This is a genomic window from Actinomycetospora soli, assembly GCF_021026295.1.
Taxonomy (GTDB): Bacteria; Actinomycetota; Actinomycetes; order Mycobacteriales; family Pseudonocardiaceae; genus Actinomycetospora; species Actinomycetospora soli.
This window is the reverse complement of record NZ_JAJNDA010000006.1, coordinates 224,239-246,729: the sequence shown is the minus strand read 5'-3', so window position 1 is coordinate 246,729 and position 22,491 is coordinate 224,239. Positions and strand designations below refer to the sequence as shown.

The 22,491-nt window shown below is 74.4% G+C and carries 22 protein-coding genes; 13 read left to right on the top strand and 9 right to left on the bottom strand.

Annotation, left to right across the window (positions count from 1 at the left end; genetic code table 11):
- Positions 1–148 precede the first annotated feature (148 nt).
- The 4 genes from LN037_RS12175 (at position 149) to LN037_RS12160 (ending at position 4,018) form a co-directional block, all read left to right on the top strand.
- On the top strand, positions 149–592 hold the full coding sequence (locus LN037_RS12175) for an SsgA family sporulation/cell division regulator (RefSeq protein ID WP_230752706.1): 444 nt from the start codon (positions 149–151) through the stop codon (positions 590–592).
- An 86-nt stretch (positions 593–678) separates the two neighbouring features.
- The gene (locus LN037_RS12170; protein ID WP_230752704.1) at positions 679–2,025 is read left to right on the top strand and encodes a phosphotransferase family protein; all 1,347 of its coding nucleotides are present in this window, start codon (positions 679–681) and stop codon (positions 2,023–2,025) included.
- Positions 2,026–2,033: 8 nt separating this feature from the next.
- Positions 2,034–3,437, top strand: a complete 1,404-nt coding sequence (locus LN037_RS12165; protein WP_230752701.1) for a hypothetical protein — start codon at positions 2,034–2,036, stop codon at positions 3,435–3,437.
- A 230-nt stretch (positions 3,438–3,667) separates the two neighbouring features.
- On the top strand, positions 3,668–4,018 hold the full coding sequence (locus tag LN037_RS12160) for a hypothetical protein (protein ID WP_230752699.1): 351 nt from the start codon (positions 3,668–3,670) through the stop codon (positions 4,016–4,018).
- Between the two features lies 1 nt (position 4,019).
- Here the strand turns inward: LN037_RS12160 and LN037_RS12155 are convergent, their stop codons facing one another.
- From LN037_RS12155 to LN037_RS12145, 3 genes are read right to left on the bottom strand one after another with little or no spacing between them, the layout of a single operon-like run.
- Positions 4,020–4,862 carry an SDR family NAD(P)-dependent oxidoreductase gene (locus LN037_RS12155; RefSeq protein ID WP_230752696.1) on the bottom strand — a complete coding sequence of 281 codons (843 nt, stop codon included), beginning with the start codon at positions 4,860–4,862 and terminating at the stop codon, positions 4,020–4,022.
- Between the two features lie 25 nt (positions 4,863–4,887).
- Positions 4,888–5,274: a nuclear transport factor 2 family protein gene (locus LN037_RS12150; RefSeq protein ID WP_230752694.1), complete on the bottom strand. Its 387-nt coding sequence runs from the start codon at positions 5,272–5,274 to the stop codon at positions 4,888–4,890.
- The gene (locus tag LN037_RS12145) at positions 5,271–6,467 is read right to left on the bottom strand and encodes a cytochrome P450 (RefSeq protein WP_230752691.1); all 1,197 of its coding nucleotides are present in this window, start codon (positions 6,465–6,467) and stop codon (positions 5,271–5,273) included. Before LN037_RS12145 ends, LN037_RS12150 begins: the two co-directional genes overlap by 4 nt.
- A gap of 135 nt (positions 6,468–6,602) precedes the next feature.
- Between LN037_RS12145 and LN037_RS12140 the strand changes: the two genes are divergently transcribed.
- From LN037_RS12140 to LN037_RS12125, 4 genes are all read left to right on the top strand, one after another.
- Complete coding sequence (locus tag LN037_RS12140) at positions 6,603–7,799, top strand: cytochrome P450 (RefSeq protein ID WP_230752688.1); 1,197 nt, start codon at positions 6,603–6,605, stop codon at positions 7,797–7,799.
- Entirely contained in the window at positions 7,796–8,020 is a 225-nt protein-coding gene (locus tag LN037_RS12135) for a ferredoxin (RefSeq protein ID WP_230752686.1), read from the top strand. Before LN037_RS12140 ends, LN037_RS12135 begins: the two co-directional genes overlap by 4 nt.
- A gap of 9 nt (positions 8,021–8,029) precedes the next feature.
- Positions 8,030–8,776 carry an SDR family oxidoreductase gene (locus LN037_RS12130; protein WP_230752684.1) on the top strand — a complete coding sequence of 249 codons (747 nt, stop codon included), beginning with the start codon at positions 8,030–8,032 and terminating at the stop codon, positions 8,774–8,776.
- A gap of 97 nt (positions 8,777–8,873) precedes the next feature.
- On the top strand, positions 8,874–10,202 hold the full coding sequence (locus LN037_RS12125; RefSeq protein ID WP_230752682.1) for an MFS transporter: 1,329 nt from the start codon (positions 8,874–8,876) through the stop codon (positions 10,200–10,202).
- Positions 10,203–10,420: 218 nt separating this feature from the next.
- Here the strand turns inward: LN037_RS12125 and LN037_RS12120 are convergent, their stop codons facing one another.
- Together LN037_RS12120 and LN037_RS12115 are read right to left on the bottom strand one after the other, a co-directional pair.
- Positions 10,421–11,452: an amidohydrolase family protein gene (locus LN037_RS12120; RefSeq protein WP_230752680.1), complete on the bottom strand. Its 1,032-nt coding sequence runs from the start codon at positions 11,450–11,452 to the stop codon at positions 10,421–10,423.
- Positions 11,445–12,791 (bottom strand): metal-dependent hydrolase family protein, encoded by a 1,347-nt coding sequence (locus LN037_RS12115; RefSeq protein ID WP_230752677.1) that lies wholly within the window; start codon positions 12,789–12,791, stop codon positions 11,445–11,447. The genes LN037_RS12120 and LN037_RS12115 overlap by 8 nt, the downstream gene beginning before the upstream one ends.
- A 145-nt stretch (positions 12,792–12,936) precedes the next feature.
- Here LN037_RS12115 and LN037_RS12110 point away from each other — a divergent pair, with 145 nt between their 5' ends.
- Both LN037_RS12110 and LN037_RS12105 read left to right on the top strand, forming a co-directional pair.
- Positions 12,937–13,719 carry an SDR family NAD(P)-dependent oxidoreductase gene (locus tag LN037_RS12110; RefSeq protein WP_230752675.1) on the top strand — a complete coding sequence of 261 codons (783 nt, stop codon included), beginning with the start codon at positions 12,937–12,939 and terminating at the stop codon, positions 13,717–13,719.
- Complete coding sequence (locus LN037_RS12105) at positions 13,716–14,597, top strand: TrmB family transcriptional regulator (protein ID WP_230752673.1); 882 nt, start codon at positions 13,716–13,718, stop codon at positions 14,595–14,597. The genes LN037_RS12110 and LN037_RS12105 overlap by 4 nt, the downstream gene beginning before the upstream one ends.
- A 1-nt stretch (position 14,598) precedes the next feature.
- Here LN037_RS12105 and LN037_RS12100 read toward each other — a convergent pair whose 3' ends face one another.
- The 4 genes from LN037_RS12100 to LN037_RS12085 are packed head-to-tail and all read right to left on the bottom strand — an operon-like array spanning position 14,599 to position 17,860.
- On the bottom strand, positions 14,599–15,357 hold the full coding sequence (locus tag LN037_RS12100; RefSeq protein WP_230752671.1) for an SDR family NAD(P)-dependent oxidoreductase: 759 nt from the start codon (positions 15,355–15,357) through the stop codon (positions 14,599–14,601).
- Between the two features lie 2 nt (positions 15,358–15,359).
- Positions 15,360–16,106 (bottom strand): sugar phosphate isomerase/epimerase family protein, encoded by a 747-nt coding sequence (locus LN037_RS12095; RefSeq protein WP_230752669.1) that lies wholly within the window; start codon positions 16,104–16,106, stop codon positions 15,360–15,362.
- On the bottom strand, positions 16,099–16,779 hold the full coding sequence (locus LN037_RS12090) for a ThuA domain-containing protein (RefSeq protein WP_230752667.1): 681 nt from the start codon (positions 16,777–16,779) through the stop codon (positions 16,099–16,101). Before LN037_RS12090 ends, LN037_RS12095 begins: the two co-directional genes overlap by 8 nt.
- 49 nt (positions 16,780–16,828) lie before the next feature.
- On the bottom strand, positions 16,829–17,860 hold the full coding sequence (locus LN037_RS12085) for a phosphotransferase family protein (protein WP_230752665.1): 1,032 nt from the start codon (positions 17,858–17,860) through the stop codon (positions 16,829–16,831).
- 127 nt (positions 17,861–17,987) lie between these two features.
- On the opposite strand from LN037_RS12085, the gene LN037_RS12080 reads away from it, so the two are divergent.
- From LN037_RS12080 to LN037_RS12070, 3 genes are read left to right on the top strand one after another with little or no spacing between them, the layout of a single operon-like run.
- Positions 17,988–19,010: an LLM class flavin-dependent oxidoreductase gene (locus LN037_RS12080; protein ID WP_230752662.1), complete on the top strand. Its 1,023-nt coding sequence runs from the start codon at positions 17,988–17,990 to the stop codon at positions 19,008–19,010.
- The gene (locus LN037_RS12075; RefSeq protein ID WP_230752660.1) at positions 19,007–20,848 is read left to right on the top strand and encodes an SDR family oxidoreductase; all 1,842 of its coding nucleotides are present in this window, start codon (positions 19,007–19,009) and stop codon (positions 20,846–20,848) included. The genes LN037_RS12080 and LN037_RS12075 overlap by 4 nt, the downstream gene beginning before the upstream one ends.
- Positions 20,848–22,143 carry an acyl-CoA dehydrogenase family protein gene (locus LN037_RS12070; RefSeq protein ID WP_230752657.1) on the top strand — a complete coding sequence of 432 codons (1,296 nt, stop codon included), beginning with the start codon at positions 20,848–20,850 and terminating at the stop codon, positions 22,141–22,143. Before LN037_RS12075 ends, LN037_RS12070 begins: the two co-directional genes overlap by 1 nt.
- Positions 22,144–22,491: the final 348 nt, after the last annotated feature.

Below are 22,491 nucleotides of genomic sequence, written 5' to 3'. Positions count from 1 at the left end.
GCGTGGGGCCACCTCGTCGAGCACCGGCGGGGCGATGGGCCGTACGAGGGGGCGGCCCATCGCTGCCGCGGATGCCGCGGGGTGTGCCCCACGCGTGATCGTCGCCGCCTCCGCTCCCGACCACCAGACGTGCTGTGAAAGGCCTGCCATGCGACACGACGTCCTCGTGCGCCCCGTCGTCCTCGAACTCGTGCTCGCCGACCGCGATCCGGTCCCGGCGCCGGTGGAGCTGCGCTACGCCCGGTCCGAGCCCTACGCGGTGCTCCTCGCGTTTCCGACCGTCCACCCCCGTGAGGTCGTCTGGCGGTTCTCGCGCGGCCTCCTGGCCCAGGGCCTGATCGAATCGGCCGGCGAGGGCGACGTCCGCCTCCGCCCCCTCGACACGCCCTCGCCGGACACGCTCGTCGAGATCGAGCTGCGGTGTCCGGGACAGCGGGCCGTGTTCCGCGCGCCCCGCGTCGTCCTCGAGGAGTACCTGGCCCGCACCGAGGAGATCGTCGCGTTCGGCACCGAGCACGAGTGGCTCGACCTCGACCACGCCGTCGCGATGCTGCGCCTCGCCCCTCCCGCGTGCCCCGAGCGAGGCCCGTGACCGGGCAACCGGTCGCCGGCGTGAACGCGCTGCTCGGCCGCTCGACGCACCCGGAGACCGGGCGTCCGGCGGGTAGGGTGCGCGCGGTGAGTGCGGATCTCGCGTCGGCTCTGTCGACCGTGCTCGACGGTGCCGTGATCACCGGGCTGCGTCGGCTGACGGCGGGCGCGAGCCGCGAGACGTGGTCGTTCGACGCCGACGGCCGGCCGCTGGTGCTGCGCCGCGACCCGCCGGAGGTGCCGCGCCCGGTCGAGGTGCGGCGCGAGGCGGAGTGCTTCCGGGCCGCCGCGCGGGCGGGGGTGCCGATCCCGCGGCTCGTCACGACGGGCGACGGGACCGACGGGGTCGGCAGCCCCTACCTGATCATGGAGCGGCTCGAGGGGGAGACCCTGCCGCCGCGCCTGCTGCGCGACGACCGCTTCGCGGCCGCCCGTGAGCGCCTCGCCCGCGACCTCGGCCGCACCCTCGCCCGCCTGCACGCGATCCCGCCGGACGAGGTCCCGACGCTGGAGGTCGTCGCGGACCCGCTCGCGCGGCTGCGCGTCGACCTGGACGACGACGAGGCCCGACCCACGCTGGAGGTGGCCCTCCGGCAGCTGGCGCAGCACCTGCCGTCGGGAAGGCCTCCCGGGGTGGTGCACGGCGACTTCCGCAACGGCAACCTGCTGATCGGCGAGGACGGGCTCCGCGCGGTCCTCGACTGGGAGCTCGCGCACCTCGGCGACCCGCGCGAGGACCTCGGGTGGCTCTGCCTGCGCACGTGGCGGTTCGGGGCGGCCGAGGAGGTCGGCGGCTTCGGTGACCGCGAGGACCTGCTGGACGGGTACGCGGAGGTGGCGGGGGAGCGGCCGGACGACGCGGCGGTCCGCTGGTGGGAGCTGTACGCGTGCGTGCACTGGGCGGTGATCTGCCGCTGGCAGGCGCAGCGCCACCTGTCCGGCGCCGAACGATCGGTGGAGCTGGCGGTGCTCGGCCGGCGCGCCGTCGAGGCGGAGTACGACGCGCTCCTCGTGCTCGGGCTGGTGGACCCCGACGACCCGCTGCCCGGGGTCGACCCGCCCGCCGCGCGCGGGGACCGTCCGACGGTGGACGAGTTGCTGGAGGCCGTCGACGGGTTCCTCGCCGAGGACCTCGCCCCGGCCGACGACCGCTCGCGCTACCTCGCCCGGGTGTCCCGCACGGCGCTGTCGATCGTGCGGCGGGAGACGCGGCTCGGCCCGGAGCTGGACCGGCTCCACGCCGAGGCGCTGCGGGCGGCGGGGTGCCGGGACGACGCCGAGCTCGCGGCCGGGGTGCGCGACGGGACGCTCGACCCCGACGACGCGGCCGTGGCGGCCGCGGTCCGGAGCAGCACCCTGACCCGCCTCGCCGTCGCGAACCCGCGGCACCCGGTGACACGGCCCCGACGCGGCCACGAGGAGCCGATGTTGTAGGAACTCCCGTGGTGCGATCACTCCTCGCCGCGTCCGCGGTCCTGCTCGCGGTCGTGGCGACGACCGCCGGGTGTTCCGCCGCGCCCACGCCGCTCTGCGATGCGGCGGCGACGCAGCTGCAGGCGGGACGGGTCGGGGCCGCGACCGAGCTCTCGGCGCGGGCCGTGACGGCGCAGGAGGGGGACTGCGCGACGTCGGGTCTCCGGGCCGCGAGCGAGCGCTACGCCGCCGCGTACTCCGAGGTGGCCGCCGGCGCGGCGGCCGAGACGGCCGGTGATCCGACCGGGGCGGAGGCGCGCTACCGGGAGGCGCAGCGGCTCGACGTCGGGAACCCCGTCGCGATCGAGGGGCTGACGCGGCTCGGGGTGCAGGCGACGACGGTCGACACGCCGGTCACGGTGACCCCGGCGCCCGTGATCGAGCAGCGCGGCGTGTGGTGGCCGTGGCTCGTCGTCGGCGCGGTGGTGCTGCTCGGACTGCTGGGCGCGCTCGCGTCCGTCGGGTGGCGGACGCGGCAGCGGCTGGCCGGCGACCTGGCCGACCTGCGGGCACGGCTGGACCGCGACGACGGACTCGGCTCCCGCGTCGACGACCTCGCGGGGGAGCACGACCGCGCGCTGACCGAGGTCCGCGACTACGTCGACGCCCTCGAGACCGACCAGCTCCGCCTGCTCGGGCTCGTCCTCGACCGCACCCGGGACACGAAGGCCGTTCCCGACGACGGGTCTCCCGCGCTGGTGCACTGGCCGGACCGGTCGCGGGCCTACGAGGTGTCGGAGGGGGACGACACCCCGCCCGACCGGCTCGATCTCGCCGTCGTCAGCACCCGGCCCGGCGCGACGACCGACGGGCCGCGGCTCGCCGTGCACCAGTACCGCGTGGAGGCCGAGCGGCTCGATCTCGCCGCCATCCTCGCGACCGACGACGCGGTCCGCGCCCTCGCGGCCCTCGCCGACGACCCCGACGACACCGACCGCCTCGCGGCGCTGGAGACGAGCGCGGAGGACGTCCGACGGTGGCGGACCGTCGAGGCGACGGCGGCCGGTCCGCTGCCCGCGCCGGTCGCCGAGCAGCAGTTCTGGACCGACCTGCACGCCACGGTGGTGCTGACCTGGTCGCGGAGCACCGCGACCCGTCGTCGGGAACGGGACGTGTGCACGCTGGGCTCGCCGAGCGCGGCCGCGGCGCTCGTGGACGAGCCGGCGATCGTGGACGGCCTCGCCAAGCCGCGCGGCGAGGACCTCGCCGACCTGGTGCGGCCGGCGCTGGAACGTGCACTCGTGCACGCCGTGTGCGGCGAGGACCCGCCGCGGGTGGAGCCGGCCGGGGCGGGGTCGCTCGTCGTGGTGACTCCGTCCGGGCTCGAGCCGCGGCCGGTCGCGGACGCCCTGGCGGGGTCGGACTCGGGCTGACCGCAAGATCTCATCGCGCCGCGCGAGGTGATCGCTCAGCGATCAGATCGCGCGGCGCGACGAGATCTTCGCATTCGACACGGCCCGGTGGCTCAGGGCGACGCCGAACCGCTGCCGCCGGCACCGGTTCTGCGCGGAGGTTCCCGATCGGGTGGAGCAGATGACGGTTCGATAACGCCGAGGGTGGTCATCCCGAATCACCGGTCGACGGATCGAGGTCGGGGGACACCATGGGGCGGCACCACCAGCGCACGGCACCACGTCGGGCGCAGCTCTCGCTCGGCGCGGCGACGCTCGCCGGCCTGGCCTGCTCGGCGACCTACGCGCTCGCCGCGCCCGCGCCACAGGCACCGCCCGCGCCCGCCGCGGTGACCGTGCCCGTCACGGCCACCACGCCCGTCACGGCCACCACGCCCGCTGCAGCCACCACGCCGACCTGCGACCTCGACGGCCCGGCCGTGTTCGGCGACCCGGCCAACCCCGACGTCATCACCAACCGCGCCTGCGGTTACACGGACGCGCAGGGACACCAGCGCTCCCACGACGCCTGGATCGACGACCAGCTCCGCGCCGCGGGCTGACCTACTTCGCCCCCTGCCCGGCGTCGACGCGCAGCACGTGACCGGTGATCTGGTCGGCGTTGTCGGAGGCCAGGAACAGCACGGCGTCGGTGATGTCGGAGACCTCGGTGCGCCACTTCGGGCCGGGCATGTTGCCCGCGGCGGAGAACATCTCGTAGGCGTCGTCGGGCGTCATGCCGACCTCGCCGGCGAGCCCGAGCACCATCCCCGAGCCCTGACCCTCGCCCGGCTTGATCGTCGCCGGGGCGATCGCGTTGACGTTGATGTCGAACTCGGCGAGCTCGAACGCCCACGCCGAGGTCAGGCCCTGGATGGCGTGCTTGGCAGCCACGTAGTGGGAGAGCTGCGCGTGCCCGGAGCCGGTCACGCCCGACGAGATGTTGATGATCTTGCCGCTGCGGTGGCCGATCATGCTCGGTACCACGTACTTCGCGACGTACATGTGGCCCTTGACGATCGTGTCGATCACGGCGTCGAGCACGTGCGAGCGCATGCCCTGGATCGTGTCGAGCGCGGCGACGCCCGCGTTGTTCACCACGATGTCGATGCGGTTGTCGAAGTAGCCGAGCGCCTTGGCCACGCTGGCCTCGACCTGGGCCTCGTCGCGCAGGTCGCACGGCAGCGGCAGGCAGCGCCGGCCCTTCGCCTCGACGGCCTGGACGGTGGCCTCGAGCATGTCGGCGGTGGCCAGGGGATAGATGTCGTCGATCGGGTCGGTGATGTCGAGCGCGGCGACGTCGGCGCCCGCGTCGGCGAACGCCAGGGCGTGGCTCAGGCCCTGCCCCTTCGCGGCGCCGGTGATCAGGACGGTCTTCCCCTCGAGTCCTCGCAGCATCGCGGGCATCGGGTCCTCCTCGGTGACGGGTGGTTCAGGGCGTGCAGGCCTCGGCCAGGCGCGCACGCCATTCGCCGAGGTCGACGTAGTCGCGGAAGGCGGTGATCCGGTCCGCCGCCGGGTCGATCTCGACGACCGCGGTGCAGGCCACGGCGTACTCGCGGCCGTCGATGACGAAGCGGTCGACGCGCTCGAGGAAGCACCGGCGCTCGGTCAGCGCCGACGTGACGATCTCCCACCGCACGTGCTCCGAGCGGTCCAGGACCGGCGCCAGCATGTCCCGGACGCCGTCCGGCCCGACGACGGGTGGGTGCGGCACGTTCGCGTACGGGGCGCCGTCGGCGAAGCACGCACTGGCGGCGGACGCGTCGCGCGCCTCCACCGCGGCGAGGAACCGCGCGAGCGCCGGCGGCATGGTCATCGGTCGAACAGCACGGGGTAGGACGCGAAGTGGTCCCGCGCGGAGTGCGGGTCGCGCTGCGCCGGGTGCTCGGGGTCGGGCCGGGCGCCCGCGGCGAGCAGTGCCTCGAGCATGAGGGTGACGGTGCCGAGGACCTGCTCGCCCTCGCCGGCGGACGTCATCGGCACCCCGCCCGCGAGCTCCGTCCCGATGCACGCGTGCATGCCGCCGCCGAAGGCGTGGCCCCAGCGCGGGACCTCGGCGGGCACGTCGCGGGTCGGGTCGTACTCCTCGGGGCGGTCGAAGACGGCCGCGTCGCGGTTCGCGGCGGCGATGTCCAGCACGACGACGGCCCCCTCCGGCACGTCCGTGCCGTTGCGCAGCGCGATCGCGGACTCCGCCCGCCGCTGCGCCACCGGGCTCGCCGGGTGCAGCCGCAACGTCTCGTACACGCAGGCCTGCAGCAGCGCCGGGTCGTGCCGCGCGCGTCCGGCCGCCTCCGGCTCGCGGGCGGACCAGGCGAAGAAGTCGTCGGCGGCGTGGCTGAAGGCGTCGGCGGTGCTGTGCGAGCCGGCCTGCAGGTAGAACGCGCACTCGCGCCGGATCGCGTCGTCGGACAGGCCGAGCTCGTCGCGGTGGCGCAGCAGCGCGGTGAGGACGTCGCGGGGGAGGTCGTCCTCGGCGATCTCGCCGGCCGCGAGGCGGTCCAGCAGCGCCGTGCGGCGGGCGATCGAGGGCTGCAGGAAGTCGCGGTCGAACTCGTCGAGCGCCGCGGCCACCTCGGCGCGCACCTCGTCGGGGTCGCGGGTGGTGTGCACGAGCGTCGCGCCCTCGGAGAACTTCTTCGCGAACCGGTAGAGCGCGTCGGTCTCGGCGACCGATCCGGTCGGCCGGTCGACCCCGGCGACCATCGCCGTCAGGGTCATGATCGTCCGGTAGCCGAGCTCGATGAGGTCGGCCCGACCCGCCGTCGTGAAGGGGCGCAGCGTGTCGACGACGACGTCGCGCAGGAACTCCCGCTCCCAGTGGCGGAACGTGCCGCGGCGGAACAGCCGGTTCTCGACCCGCCGCCGGACCCGGTGCTCGGCCCCGTGCAGCACGAGCAGGCAGTCGGCCATCACCACGCCGCCGGCGTCGTAGAGCGCCTGCGCGAGCTCGTGGCGCCGGAAGGCGTCGCGGACGTCGGCGTAGCGGTCGAGGGTGATGGTCGACATGAGCGCTCCCTCGGGTCCGGCGTCGTCGGCGTTCCGACACTAACGACGGCGGGCCCCGGCGGGAAGGGACAACGGTTCGTTGCGGCGTCAGTCGTCTGACGACTAGCGTCCCGCGGGCCGGAGCGAGGAGGAGCGATGACCGTCACCGTCGAGACGTTCGCCGACGCGAAGGACGTCTACCGCAGCCGCGACCTCCGGCAGTCCCTCTACGACGAGGGCGAGGTCGTGATGGCCGACGTGCTGGTCAACCTGCACGGCACCGAGCACCGCGACCGCCGCCGTGTGGAGAACCGGCTCTTCCGGCGCGACGTGGTCGAGCACTACGAGCGCGACCTGTTCCCCGGCATCGTCGCGCGGACCCTCGCGCCGCACGTCGCGGCGGGCGGAGCCGACCTCGTGCACCTGGGCCACGAGCTGATGCTCAACCTCGCGGCGCTCACGGCGGGGGTGGACCGGCCGGAGGGCACCGCGGCGGAGACCGACCGGCTGCACGCGTACATGCTCCGGTTCATCCAGGGCGCCACGCTCGCGCACGGGACGGGCGACCGGGAGGCGACCGCGGCCGCCGTCGCGCAGGCCCTCGAGGACTGGGACGCCGAGTTCCTGACGCCGTCGCTCGAGCGCCGCCGCGCGCTGCTCACGGCCGAGACGGCGGGGGAGGAGGTCGAGGTCCCGGCGGACGTCCTGACGACGCTGCTGCGCCACGGCGACGAGCTCGGCCTGCCCCGGCACGTCGTGCGCCGCGAGGTCGCGTTCTTCCTGCTCGCGGGCGGGCACACGAGCGCGACGGCGTTCGTGCGGACCGTCGACCACCTGCTCACCTGGCTCGAGCGCCGTCCCGACGACGCCGGGCGGTGGCGGGACCCGCTCTTCGTCCAGCGCTGCGTCCACGAGACGGTGCGGCTGAACCCGTCCAGCCCCGTGGGACGGCGCCGCGCGCTCGCGCCGGTGCGGCTGCGGTCCGGCGTCGAGATCGCCGAGGGCGACACCGTCGTCGTCGACCTGCACGCGGTCAACCGCGACGCGTCGGTGTTCGGTCCGGACGCCGCCGAGTTCGACCCCGACCGCGTCGTCCCCGCCGGCGTCGGCCCGTTCGGGCTGAGCTTCGCCGCCGGGATGCACGTGTGCATCGGCCAGGACCTCGCGGCCGGGGTGGTCGCCCGTCCCGGCACCGACCCGTCGTCGCACCTGACCGGCCTCGTGACGGGGGCCGTGCAGCAGCTCTTCGACGCCGGTGTCGCCCGCGACCCGGTGCGTCCGCCGGAGCCGGACAGTGCGACCGCCCGGCCCTACTGGGGCACCTACCCCGTCCGGCTCGGGAGGTCGGCGTGAGCTACCGCGTGGGGGTCGACGCCGAGCTGTGCATCAGCTCCGGGCGCTGCGTCGCGGAGCGCCCCGACGTGTTCCGGTTCGACGACGACGAGCTCGCCGAGGTCGTGCCGGGAGCGCCCGAGCCGGCGGACGACGCCGCGGTCGCCCTGGCGCGAGGATGCCCGTCGGGAGCGATCTCCCTCGTCGACCCCGCGACCGGCGCGGAGATCGACGTCGACTGAGGAGGCGGCATGGACCTGGGACTGCGCGGACGCCGCGTCGCGGTGGCGGCCGGGACGGCGGGGCTGGGGCGCGCGTGCGCCGCGGCGCTGGTCGCCGAGGGGGCGCGGGTGGTGCTCTGCGGGTCGGACGAGGGCCGCGCCCGGGCCGCCGCGGACGAGCTCGGCGCCGACTGGACCGTCGCCGACCTCACCTCCCCGGACGCCGCGGCGGGCTTCGTCGCGGAGGCGACCGAGCGGCTCGGCGGCCTCGACGTCCTCGTCGTGAACGGCCCCGGACCCCGGCCCGGCCGCGTGGCGGACACGTCCCTCGACGACTACCGCGACGCGCTCGACCGCAGCCTGCTCGCCGTCGTCGCGATGTGCCAGGCGGCCGTCCCGACGATGACCGCGCAGGGCTGGGGACGCATCGTCGCGATCACCTCGCTGGGGGTGCGGCAGCCGTACGCGAACCTCGCGCCGTCGAACACCGCCCGGGCCGGCGCGACCGGCTTCCTGCGCACGCTGGCCCGGGAGATCGCGGCGCAGGGCGTGACCGTGAACTCCGTGCTCCCCGGCCTGCACGACACCGACCGGGTCCGCGGCGTCTACACCGACCCCGACGCCCTCGCGTCCGCCCTCGCGACGGTCCCCGCCGGACGGCTCGGAACGCCGCAGGAGTGCGCCGCGCTCGTCGCCTTCCTCTGCTCGGAGGCCGCGGGCTTCGTCACCGGTACGGCCGTGCCGGTCGACGGCGGGGCCTATGCCGCTCTGCTCTGACCCGGTGCGCTTCGCGCTCGTGAGCACTAACGGTGGCTATAGCGACCGATAGTGCTCACGAGGCCGGAGGCCACCCCCTCGACCCCCGGGAGGCCCGATGTCCGCGCTCGACCCCACGCCCGACACCCCCACGAGGTCGGACGACCCGCAGACGCAGCGCGCCCTGCGCCGGCTGCTGCTCGGCGGGGTGATCGGGTCGCTCGTCGAGTTCTACGAGTTCTCGGTCTACGCGGTGCTCGCGACCACCCTCGCCGCGGTGTTCTTCCCGGCGGTCGACCCGACGACGGGCCTGCTCTCCGCGCTCGCCGTGTTCGCCGTCGCCTTCTTCGCGCGCCCGCTCGGCGGGTTCGTCTGGGGCGCGGTCGGCGACCGCATCGGCCGGCGCGGCACCCTCGCGCTGACCGTGCTGCTGATGTCGGTGGCGACGACGCTGATGGGCCTGCTGCCCGGCTACGCCGCGATCGGCGTGGCCGCGCCGATCCTGCTCGTCCTGCTCCGGTTCGTGCAGGGCGTGTCGGCGGGCGGCGAGATCTCCGGGGCGGTGTCGTTCGTCGCCGAGCACGCGCCGGACCACCGCCGCGGCCTCTTCGTCGGGATGATCTCGGTCGGCTCGGTGGTCGGCACCCTGCTCGGCAGTCTCCTGCCCGGCATCCTGCTGCTGACCCTGTCCACCGAGGACATGCAGGCGTGGGGCTGGCGCATCCCGCTGCTGGTCGCGCTGCCGCTGGGCCTCGTCGGGCTGTTCATCCGGCGCCGGCTCGACGAGACGCCGTTCTTCGTCGCGCTGCGCCGCGAGTCCGCCCGGGCCGCGAACCCGGTGCGCGCCGCGCTGAGCGGCCGGCCCGCACGCCGCCTGCTCGTCGTCGCGTTCTGCCTGGTCGCGGTCAACGCGTCGTCGTTCTACATGATCGTCGGCTACCTCCCGAGCTTCGCGACGAAGAGCCTCGCCCTCACCGGCGTCCAGGCCTTCGCGCCCTCGCTGATCGCGCTGGCGGCATGCCTGGTCGCGGAGGTCGTGGGGGCGTGGATCTCCGACCGCGTCGGCCGCAAGCCGGTGCTGCTCACGAGCGGACTCGGGCTCCTCCTGCTCGCCTACCCGAGCTTCCTGCTCATCACGTCGGGCACCTTCGGTCTGATCGCCTGCGGACTCGTGCTGTTCGGCCTGCTCGCCGGCGCCTACGCGGCGGTGATCAACGCGGCGCTGACCGAGCAGTTCCCGACCAACGTCCGCGTCAGCGGCCACGGCATCACCTACAACCTGTCCGTCGCGCTGTTCGGCGGCTCCGCGCCCTACCTGCTCACCTGGCTGGGCGGGGTCACCGGCAGCACGATGGTCGGCGCGTTCTACGTGATCCTGCTGGCCCTGGTCTCGCTGCCGGCCGTCCTCGCCCTGCGCGAGACGGCGGGTCGTCCGCTGCGTTCCTGACGGCGGGTCGGCGCGGCCGGGGCCGGTCCGCCCGCCCCCGCCCCGCTCAGCCCCCGCGAGTGGTCACTCACGCAGGTTCTGGTGCCTCAGAAGCTGCGTGGTGTGCCACTCGCGGAGAGGGGAGCGGGCACCGGACCGTGCCACGCCGAAGGCCGCCCGCCGCCCCGCCTTCGTTGCGAGTGGTCACTGACGCAGGGTCGGGTGCCCCGGAACCTGCGTCACGTGCCACTCGCGGGGGAGGAGGCGGACGGGGTGAGCCGCAGCAGCCGCTCCGCGTTCGCCGTCAGCTGCGCCGCCCACGGGCCGGACGGGGTGTCGTCGGCGTCGGAGTCCCAGCCGGCGAAGTTGGTGCCGAACACCAGGCGGGCCGGGTCGGTCCGGGCGCAGAGCAGGTCGAGCGAGCCCGCGTCGTGCACGTGCACGTCGAACCAGAGTCGGCGGAAGAAGTGGTCGAACCCGTGCTCGCGCAGGGCCGCCGACGCCCACGGCCGCTTCCGCACCGCCCGCGCGAACCGGCCCGCCACGAACGCCGCCGCGCCGCCCCCGTGCGACAGGCACACGTCGAGCTCCGGGTGCCGCTCGAGCACCCCGCCGAACACCAGCGCCGCGACGGCCAGCGTCTCGTCGTAGGCGAACCCGCACTGCAGGTCCAGGTCGAAGCGCCGCAGCCGCGGGTCGGCGGGCGGACCGTCCGGGCCGAGCGGCGACGGGTGCACGAACAGCGGGACGTCCAGCTCGACGAGCGCGGAGTAGAACGGGTCGAGCGCCGGGTCGTCGAGGGTCCGCCCGGCGGGGTCGGTGTCGAGGTACACCGCCACCATCCCGAGGTCGCGCACCGCACGCCGCGCCTCGGCCACGGCGGACGTCACGTCCTGCACCGGCACCTGGGCGGCAGCCAGGAGTCGGGAGGGATGCGAACCCACGACAGCAGCCAGTCCGTCGTTGTACTGCCGCGCGAAGGCCACCGCGTCGGCGACGGGCAGGTCCCCGAAGTAGGTCAGCGGGTTGGGGGAGAGCAGCTGCCGCCCGATGCCGGCCCGGTCCATCGCCGCGAGCCGCACGTCGACGTCCATGAACGGGCTGCCGGCATAGCGCACGCCGCGCAGCACGTAGTCGCCGACGCGGTAGAACGGCGTGCCGTCCTCCAGCGCGCCGAGCTCGGGGCCGGCCGCGCCCGCCGCGCCCTCCGACGCGGCCAGCACCGCGTGGGCGTGGACGTCGAGGACCCCCGACGTCGAGCCGTCAGACATGCGAGAGCCGCTCGAGGTCGTCCTCGGTGAGCGCGAGCGAGCGGGTCAGCGGGCACGCGGCGAGGAACCGCACCTGGTCGGAGGCGCGCTGCGTGCGCTCGGGGATCGGCGTCGTGATGTCGATCCGACGCCCGTCCTTGATCACCTCGACGATCCGCTCCTTGTCCTGCAGGACGCGGACGTCGCGCAGCGGGTCCCCGTCGATCACGAGCACGTCGGCGATCCGCCCGACCTCGAGCGTCCCGAGCTCGCCCTCCGCGCGCATCGCGAAGGCGCCGTTGCGGGTGGCGGCGACGATGGCCTCCATCGGCGTCATGCCCATGTACTCGACGAACATCTCGAGCTCGCGGGCGTGCCACTCGCCGACCGGCGTCACGGCGAACCCCGTCTCCGACCCGGCGAGGAACGGGACCCCCGCCGCGTGCGCCTTCGCGAGCTGCTTCGCCGTCACCTCGATCTCGGCGCGGAACACGTCGAGCAGCTCCGGCGCCGTGCCGATCTTCGCGCCGTAGTCGGCGAGGTTGCCCAGCAGCGTGAACGTCGGGCACAGCGCACTGCCCGCCTCCATCACGGCCTCGAGCGCCTCGTCGTCGACGTAGGAGGCGTGGTAGATCAGGTCGACCCCGGCGCGCGCGGCGTCGCGCGTCGAGTCGGAGTTGCGGCAGTGCGCGACGACCTTGGTGTTCAGCTCGTGCGCGGTGTCGCACACGGTGCGCAGCTCGTCGAGGTTCCAGACCTTGACCTCCGGCCCCTTCATCGAGGGGATCAGCCCGGTGACCATGATCTTGATCCAGTCGACGCCGTACTTGATCTGGCGCCGGATCTCGTTGACCATCACGTCCCGCCCGGTGACGACCGTGGCGTAGCCCGTGGTCCCCTCGTCGCGGATCATCCGGCCCGCGGTGCCGCCGAGCATCGTCATGAGCGCCTGGCCGCCCGCGCGCATCCGCGGGCCCTCGACGATGCCCGACTCGATGGCCTCCCGGAGCTCGACGCCGATGTTCCAGAGGCAGTCCGCGTCCAGCACGCTCGTGACGCCGGCCCGCAGCACCTTCCGCGCGTTGTAGGCCGAGAGCATGGAGCTGTAGGCCTCGGTGCGGTGGTTGAACAGCTCGTCGTTGCCGGTCGGCTCGCCGAAGGTCAGGTGTGTGTGCGCGTCGATCAGGCCGGGCATCACGGTGCGGCCGGCCGCCTCGACGATCTCGGTGTCGGCGTCGGCCGCCAGGGACGTCCCCACGGCCGCCACCCGGCCGTCGCGCAGCAGCACGTCCTCGCCGGGGCGCGCGGGCGACCCGGTCCCGTCGATCAGCGTGCCGCCCCGGATGAGGATGCCGGACATGGTGCCTCCTGCGTCGTGCGCCGTCTGACGACTACGGATTCGCCGTCCGTGTGCCACCTCGCACCATAGACGCGGGGACCGACACTCACTAGCGTCGTTACCCGGAGCACGACGGTGCGACGACGGCGACCGGGAGGGACTGCGAGTGACGAGCTGGGCCGTGATCACCGGGGCGGGCAGCGGGATCGGGGCGGTGCTCGCGCGGCACGCGGTCAAGGACGGGTACCGCGTCGCGGCCTGGGACGTCGACGAGGAGGCCGTCCGCGCCACCGCGGCGGCCATCGGCGAGGCGTGCGTCCCGTCGCGCGTGGACATCACTGACGACGACGCCGTCCGTGCCGCCGTGGACGACCTCCCCGAGGCGCCCGCGCTCGTCGTCAACAACGCCGGCGTCGTGCGCTTCGGGCCCCTGCTCGAGCTGAGCGCCGCCGACTGGCGCACCGCGCTCGACGTCAACCTCACCGGCACCTTCCTCGTCGCCCGCGCGGCCGCCGCCCGCATGATCGCCGAGGGGCTCGGCGGCGCGATCGTCAACATCTCCTCGATCAACGGCCTCGCCGCGGCCCCGGGCGCAGGCGCGTACACCGCGTCGAAGGCGGGCGTCGTCATGCTGACCGAGCACATGGCGCTGGAGTGGGGCGCGCACGGCGTCCGGGTCAACACGGTCGCCCCCGGGCTGATCGACGCCGGGATGTCCGACGCCATCTACGCCGACCCCGAGGTGCGGCGCCTGCGCTCCGGCCGCGTCCCGCTGGGCCGGCTCGGCACGGCGCACGACGTGGCCGACACGGTGCTCTTCCTCGGCTCCGACCGCGCCGCCTACGTCACCGGGCAGACGCTCGCCGTCGACGGCGGCATCACCCGGGGGGCGCTCAACGCCATGCCGCGCGCGCGGGCGCAGGTCGAGGACCCGACCCTGGGATCATGACCGGCATGTCGCAGCAGGGCGTCATCGACGAACTCGGCCGCCTCGGGATGTCGGGCTACGAGGCGAAGGCCTACGTCGCGCTCGTGGCCGCCGGGACCCCGCTGAACGGCTACGAGGTGGCCAAGCGCTCGGGCGTCCCGCGCAGCACGGTCTACGAGACGCTCGGCAAGCTCGTCGCCCGGGGCGCCGCGTACGAGGTGCGGGTCGGCGAGTCCGGCGTCGGCTACCTGTCGCTGCCGCCCTCGGCGCTGCTCGACCGGATGCGCCGCGACTTCGACGCCTCGATCGACGCCCTCGCCGACGCGCTCCCGCAGATCGCCGCGCCGCCGCAGGTGCGCATCGTCCACACCCTCACCGACCGGGAGGCGCTGCTCGCGCGCGCCGAGGACGTCGTCGGCGCTGCCCGCGACGACCTGTTCCTCTCCGGCTGGCCGAGCGAGATCGAGCCGCTCAAGTCCGCCGCGCGGCGGGCCGACGACGACGGCGTCGACGTGTCGGTGGTGAGCTTCGGCGAGGACCCGGAGCCGGTCGGTCGCACCACGGTGCACCGCTACTCCAGCCCCGAGGTCGTGCTGGAGAACCTCGGCTGCCGCCTGCTGGTGGTCGCCGCCGACCGCGAGCAGGCCGTGATCGGCGGGGTGATCGGCGACGACGCGTGGGGCGTGTTCACCGACGACCCCGCGGTCGTCCTGGTCGCCGTCGAGTACGTCCGCCACGACATCGCGCTGCACCTGGTCGCCGAGAAGCTCGCCCCCGACGACTTCGAGCACTTCTGGGAGAACGAGCCCGCCCTGCGGCGCCTGCGCGACGACCACGGCATCCCGGCGGCGCTGCTCCAGCTCCGGACGACGCGGCCCGCCCGGCGGCGCCGCCGGTAGCTCAGGCCTGCGTCACCCCGAGGCCGAGCCCGCCGTCGACGGTGAGCACGGTCCCGGTGACCCACTCGGCGGTGAGCAGGTACTCCACGGCCTCGGCGACCTCCTCGACCGTGCCGGGCCGCCCCAGGGCGTGCGCCGGGCCCAGCGACTCGATCCGTTCGGCCGCCGTCGCGTCGTCGAACAGCCCGGCCCGCTGGTTGATCTCGGTGAGCACCCCGCCCGGGCGCACGCAGCTGACCCGCACGCCCTGCGGTCCGAGCTCGGCGGCGAGCACCCCGGTCAGCGTCTCGAGCGCGCCCTTCGTCGCGGCGTACGGGGAGGCCCCGGGGAACGCGCGCTGCGTGTGCACCGACCCGAAGAACACGACCGCGCCCCCCGCCTCGACCAGGTGCGGCAGCGCGAGGCCGGTGAGCAGCATCGGGGCGATGGTGTTCGAGGCGAACACGTCGTGCAGGCCCTCGGCGGTCAGCTCGGCGAGCGGCCCGCGGTACATGTTCCCGGCGGCGTGCACCACGGCGGCGAGCCCGCCGCCGTGCGCGACGGCCGCGTCGACCATCGCGCGGCGGTCGACCTCGACGGTCACGTCCCCGACGACACCCCGGGCGCCGGTCCGCGCCGCCACGGCCTCGACCCGTTCCCGACGACGGCCGGTGAGGGTCACGTGGGCCCCGAGGCCGGTCAGGCGTTCGACGACGCCTTCCCCGAGACCCGAGCCGCCACCCGTGACCAGCACCGACATCCCCGCGATCGCGCGTCCCACGGTCAGCTCCTCCTCGTCAGCACGGTCCGCGTCGCGGCCAGCAGCGCGGCGGCCCGCTCGGCTGGTGCGGTGTCCAGCAGCGCGTCCGACTGGACCTCGACCGCCAGCGGCAGGTCCGCCGGCAGCATCGTCAGGAAGCGGCCCAGGTCGAGCCCGCCCTCGCCGGGCGGGACCCGGAGGTGCCGCGCCTCGTGCGCCGGATTCGTTCCCGACGGCGGGTCGGGGGCGTCGGTGAGCTGCGCGTAGCCGATCACCTCCGAGGCCGGTGTGCCGAGGTCGTCGCCCGCGCGGTGCAGGTGCAGCGGGTCGAGCAGCACGCTCACCCCGGCCGCCCGGGCGATCCGCTCCGCGTCCGCGCGCCGGCGCAGCCCGGTGAAGACCATGGGTTCGAGCGCGACGCGCGTGGCCGACCCGTGCAGGCGCGCTGCCAGTCCGGCGACCTGGTCGACCGTGAGCGCCTCGTCGTCGTGGTCGGCGACGGTCAGCAGGAACCGCGCTCCCACCGTGGCGGCGGCGTCCGCGAGTTCACGGTGGTGGTCGGTGAGCGGGCCGGGCCCGAGTCGCACGACCTCGACGTCGAGCAGGCCGAGCCCGGTCCGTGCGAGCGCCGCCGCGACGGCCGGGGCGTCGCGGCGCGGGTCGGCGAGCCGGACCCCGGCCAGGTCGTAGCCCGTGGCCGCGGCGCACTCCACGACGTCGGCGGGGGCGAGGTCGAGCACACTCCCGGCGCTGAGCGACAGCTCAGGCACGGCCGGTCCAGCGGATCGCGCGCCGCACGATCTCGGTGTGCTCTTCCACCGCGTACGACGGCGGGTGGTGCCCCAGCAGGTCGACGACGACGCGCCCGCCGCCGTGCTCCCGGGCCCACAGCAGCGGCATGACCCGGTGGTCGTCGGTCGGCTGGGCGGCCTGCACGAGCGGCGTGACCGCAGCGGTGAACTCGAGGTCGCCGTAGACCTCGTCGACCAGGGTGAAGCCGTCGACCCCGTCGACGATCTCGTGCTCCCCGCAGACCTCGACGTCCACCGGCGGCCCGAGCGGCGGGTGCTGCGAGTGCCCCCAGACCCAGCGGGCGCCGAGGGCATCGGCCCACTCGGGCCAGTCGTCGAAGCAGATCGGGGCGGTGTGCATCGCGAGCAGCCCGCCACCGGCGGCGAGGTGGGCGTCGAAGGCCGCGCGGGCTCCCGACGACGGGCTCGCCCCCTCGGTCCCGGCCTGCATCCGGTACCGCTCCGGCACCCCGGCGTTCGTCATCGTCCACCGGAGCGCGTTCACGACGAGGAGCGCGGACCCCTCGAGCGCGAGGAGTGCGTCGTCGACGTCGGTGTGCACCTCGACCGTGAGCCCGACGGCGTCGAGCTCGGCGGTCAGGCACGCCGTGGTGGCCGGGAAGTCGTGCGTGAGCCCACCGGACAGCACCACCGCGCGCACTGGACCACTCCCGTCGTCAGGAAGCTGACGACTACGGACCCTACGTGAGCGCGGCGACCCGCTCCAGGGCGTGCACCGCGGCGCGGTGCAGGCGCTGCCCGACGGCGGGGTCGGCCTGGCCGGCGAGCGCCCGCGCCTGCGTGCCCTCGATGACGATCGCGAACTTGAACCCGGCGAGGACCGTGTACCAGTCGACCGCCGACAGGTCCCGGTCGCTCCCGGCGGCGTAGGCGGCGACGAGGTCGTCGCGCCCGGGCAGCCCGCCGAGCGCCGCGAGCGCCGCCCCGGTGACCTCGTCGCCGTGCCCCTCGGGCCAGGTGACGAGGAGCCATCCGAGGTCGAGCAGCGGGTCGCCGACCGTGCACATCTCCCAGTCGACGATCGCGGCGACCCGCGGCGCCGTGCGGTCGAGGAGCACGTTGTTGAGGTGGTAGTCGCCGTGCACGAGCCCGGGCGCCGAGGCCGCGGGCCGGTGGGCCTCCAGCCAGCGCGCGAGCTCCTGCACGTGCGGCAGCGGGTCGTCGCCGTAGCCCGGGACGGCGTCGTAGGACGCCAGGTGGTCGAGCCAGCGCGGGACCTGGCGTTCGAGGAACCCCGCCGGGCGGCCCAGGTCGCCGAGCCCGACCGCCTCGTGGTCGACCGCCGCGAGGCGCGCGAGCGCAGCGGCGGCGTCGAGTCCGGCGGTGCGGCGCGCGTCGGGGGAGTCGCGGAGGAGCGGGGCGACGACCTCGCCCGGGTTGTCGCCGTCGACACGGTCCATCAGGTAGAAGACGACGCCCAGGACGCTCTCGTCGGTGCACCCCGCGACGAAACGGGGGTGCGGCACGTCGGTCCCGGCCAGTGCCGAGAGGACCGTGATCTCGCGGGCGATCGTGGCGTTGCTGCTCGGGCGCGGGTGCTCCGGCGGGCGGCGCAGGACGAGGTCACGCCCGCCCCAGCGCAGGCCCAGCACCACGTTCTGCGTGCCGCCGCCGATCCGCGTCAGGCCCTCGGGCCCGTCGTCGGGAAGGCCGTTCTCCCGGCCCCAGGCCCGCAGCGCCGCGACGTCGACGAGGTCCGCATCGGTGGGCACGGCGGACGAGGCTAGCGGGGGAGCGGACCGACGATCGAGATCCGGCGCAGGAGGACGTTGAAGGAGTCGACAACGGCCGCGTCGACGGCCCGGTGACAGACGGGAGCGTCGTCGGGACAGTGCCGCCATGGACGAGACGGCAGCACCGGCGGTGCCGGACTTCGGGCTCTGGTACGACTTCCGCAACCCCGACGCCGGGCGCTCCTTCAGCACGTTCTACGCCGAGGTGCTGGAGCAGATCGCGTGGGCCGAGTCGCTCGGCCTCGACTCGGTGTGGCTCACCGAGCACCACTTCTGCGACGACGGGTACAGCCCCTCGCCGTTCGTGCTCGGCTCGGCGATCGCGCAGCGCACGCAGCGGATGCGGATCGGCACCAACCTCATCGTCTCGCCGCTGCACGACCCCGTCCGCCTGGCCGAGGACGCGGCGACGCTGTCCCTGCTCTCCGGCGGGCGCTTCGACCTCGGGGTGGGGCAGGGCTACTGGGCCCGCGAGTTCGAGGCGTTCGGCCGGGTGCTCAAGCAGCGTCCGAGCCTGCTCGAGGAGGGCATCGAGCTGATCCGTACGGCGTGGTCGGGCTCGGCGGCGGGCTACGAGGGCAAGCGTTACCGGCTGCCGCCGCTGCCCGTCACGCCGGTGCCGGAGACGCCGCCGAAGCTCCTGGTCGGCGCCATGGCCGACGTCGCGATCGAGCGGGCGGCCCGGATCGCCGACGGCTTCCTCTCCACGCAGAACGTGCACCACCGCAGCTACCTGGACGCCTGCGCGCGGCTCGGCCGGCCCGCCGACGAGGCCCGCATCTACGCCGGCCAGTGGGCGATCGTGGCCGAGGACCCGGAGAAGATCTGGGCGAGCGTCGGGGAGCACGCGCTCTACCAGCTCAACGAGTACATCTCCTGGGGCGCCTTCGGCCCGCCGGAGAGCACACCGCGGTTCACCGACCCGCAGCAGATCGTCGACGCCGGCGCCTACCAGCTGATGGACGCCGGCACGGCGGTCCCGCACTTCACCGAGCTCATCCGCAGCACCCCGCAGATCCGCGACGTGCACTTCTGGGCGATGCTGCCCGGCGAGCCGGTGGCCAGTGGGTCGGAGCGGATCGCCTACCTGGCCGAGAAGGTGCTGCCGCAGGTGCGCGCCGCGCTGTGACCGGGCTGCTCATCACCGACTTCGCCGAGCGGGCGCGGGCCCACCACCCGCACCGGGACATCGTCGCCTACGAGCACGGCCGGGAGGTCCTGCGCTACGACTACGCCCGGTACCACGACCGCGTCCTGCGGCTCGCGTCCGCGCTGCGGGCGATGGGCGTCCGCCCGGGGGATCGCGTCGGGTCGCTGTGCTGGAACCACCACCGCCACCTCGAGCTCTACGCCGCGGTCCCGCTGGCCGGTGCCGTCCTGCACACCCTGAACCTGCGACTGTCCGCGGAGGAGATCGCCTACATCGCCGGGCACGCCGACGACCGGCTGATCGTGGCCGACGCCGACGTCGTCGGGCTGCTCGACGGCGTGCGCCCCGAGCTGGGCGTGATCGACTCGGGGGACGCCTATGAGGAGCTGATCGCGGGCGCCGCCCCGGAGCCTCCCGATCCCGGGCGGACCGAGGACGACCTCGCCGTGCTCTGCTACACCTCCGGCACCACGGGCCGCCCGAAGGGCGTGGGCTACACCCACCGCGGGCTCTCCCTGCACACGTTCGCCGCCTGCCTGGCCGACGGCCACGCGATCTCCGCGCGCGACGCGGTGCTGCACGTGGTGCCGATGTTCCACGCCAACGCCTGGGGCGTGCCCTTCGCGGCGACGTTCACCGGCGCCGCGCAGGTCCTGCCGGGCCCGCGGCCGACCGTCGCGGAGATCGCCACCATCATCGAGCGCGAGCGGGTCACCTACCTCGGGATGGTGCCGACGGTCGCGACGGACCTGCTGGCTCACGTGCGCGCCCACGGGACGGACCTGTCGTCGGTGCGCGCCCTGGTCCTCGGCGGGTCCACCCCGCCCGCGGCGCTCGTGCGCGAGCTCGACGAGCGGGGCGTCCCCGTCTTCCAGGGCTGGGGGATGACCGAGATCTCGCCCATGGCGACCTTCACCCGGGACCCCGACCCGCCCGACGACCGCGAGGAGCGGGTCCGCCGCACGCGCAGCCAGGGCCGCCTCCTGCCCGGACTGCAGTGGCGGATCGTCGACGACGCCGGGGCCGAGCTCCCGCACGACGGGGCCGCCGCGGGGGAGCTGCTCGTGCGCGGCCCCTGGGTCGCCACCTCCTACTACCTCGACGAGGCCCCCGAACGCTTCGTCGACGGCTGGCTGCGTACCGGCGACGTCGCCACCATCGATCCCGACGGCTGGCTGCACGTCGTCGACCGCACCAAGGACCTCATCAAGAGCGGCGGCGAGTGGATCAGCTCGCTCGCCCTGGAGCAGGCGCTGCTCGAGGACGCCGACGTCGTGGAGGGGGTGGTCGCCGAGCACGGCCGGGTCGACCTCCTCGCCAACATCGCCGGTGTGGTGAACCTCCAGAGCCCCGACACCGTCGTCGGACTCACCGAGGAGGCCTGGTCCACGGTGATCGACACCGACCTCAAGGGCGTCTGGCTCGGCATGCGTGCCGTGATCCCGACGATGATCGACGCGGGTGGGGGCCGCATCGTCAACATCTCGTCGATGGCGGCACTGCGCGGGCTGCCGAACCTGGCGTCCTACTCCGCGGCGAAGGGCGGCGTCATCGGGCTGACCCAGCAGGCCGCGTTCGAGTACGCCGAGCACGGCATCCTCGTGAACGCGATCGCCCCCGGCACGATCGACACGCCGATCCTCGCGGACATCACCGACGAGATGCGGCAGGCGAACGCGAACGCGCACCTGATCCGGCGGCTCGGGCGGCCCGAGGAGATCGCGGCGATGGTCGCCTACCTGTTCCGTGAGGCATCCTTCCAGACCGGGATCACGTTCCCCGTGGACGGCGGCTGGGCGGCGAAGGGCAACTTCTGATGTGGGACTTCAGCACCGAGCCGGACTTCCAGGCGAAGCTCGACTGGGTCGACGCGTTCGTCCGCGACGAGGTCGAGCCGCTGGACCTGGTCCTCGGCGACCCGTACGACAAGTCCGACGAGACGGCGCGCCGGCTCGTCGCCCCGCTGCGCGACGAGGTCCGCGCGCAGGGTCTCTGGGCGGCGCACCTCGGGCCCGAACTGGGCGGTCAGGGGTACGGCCAGGTCAAGCTGGCGCTGCTCAACGAGCTGCTCGGCCGCTCGCGCTGGGCGCCGTCGGTGTTCGGGTGCCAGGCGCCCGACTCGGGCAACGCCGAGATCCTCGCGCGCTTCGGGACCGCCGAGCAGAAGCAGCGGTACCTGCAGCCGCTGCTCGACGGCGAGATCTCGTCCTGCTACTCGATGACCGAACCGCACGCGGGCGCCGACCCGACCCTGTTCACGACGCGGGCCGTGCGCGACGGGGATTCTTGGGTGATCGACGGCGAGAAGTGGTTCTCCTCGAACGCGCGGCACGCCGCGTTCCTGATCGTCATGGTCGTCACCGACCCGGACGCGCCGCCGCACCGCTCGATGTCGATGTTCATCGTGCCGCGGGAGACGCCGGGCCTGGAGATCGTGCGCGATGCCGGGGTCGGCACCGAGTCGCCCGAGCACTCCAGCCACGCCTACCTGCGCTACGACGGCGTGCGCGTGCCCGACGACCACCTGCTGGGGGAGCCGGGCGAGGCCTTCGCCATCGCGCAGACCCGGCTCGGCGGCGGCCGCATCCACCACGGCATGCGCACCATCGCGCAGATGCGGCGCGCCTTCGATCTCATGCTCGAGCGCGCCGTCTCGCGCACCACCCGGCACGGCCGGCTCGCCGACCTGCAGGCGACCCAGGACAAGATCGCCGAGAGCTGGACCGACCTCGAGCAGTTCCGGCTCCTGCTGCTGCGGACGGCGTGGCTGATCGACCGGCACCAGGACTACCGCGCGGTGCGCAAGGACATCGCCGCCGTCAAGGTCGCGATGCCGCGCGTCTACCACGACGTGGTGCAGCGGGCGATGCAGCTGTACGGCGCCCTGGGCATCTCCAACGAGATGCCGTTCGCCGCGATGATGGTCGACGCGCAGGTCATGGCGATCGCGGACGGGCCGACCGAGGTGCACAAGCAGACTCTGGCGCGACAGCTGCTGCGGGACGTCGAGCCGGGGGAGCCGCTGTTCGGTTCGGGCCACCTCCCGACCCGCACCGACGCGGCGCGGGCGCACGTCGCGGCGCGGCTGGAGCACCTGGTGGCGAACGCCTGAGGGTCTGAGCCGCCGCTCCCACCCGGCCAAGATCTCGTCGCGCCGCGCGATGTGATCGCTCAGCGATCACTTTGCGCGGCAGAACAGGATCTTGGGTGCGTGAGACGGCTGCGGCCGCCGTCGCCCCGCCCGCCCCGGCCGAGATCTCGTCGCGCCGCGCGATGTGGTCGCTGAGCGATCACCTTGCGCGGCAGAACAGGATCTTGAGCCGTCGCGCGGGGTCTGGCCGCCGCCCCGCCCGCCCCGGCCAAGATCTCGTCACGCCGCGCGATGTGATCGCTGAGCGATCACCTTGCGCGGCAGAACAGGATCTTGAGCCGTCGCGCGGGGTCTTACGCCGCGTCCGGC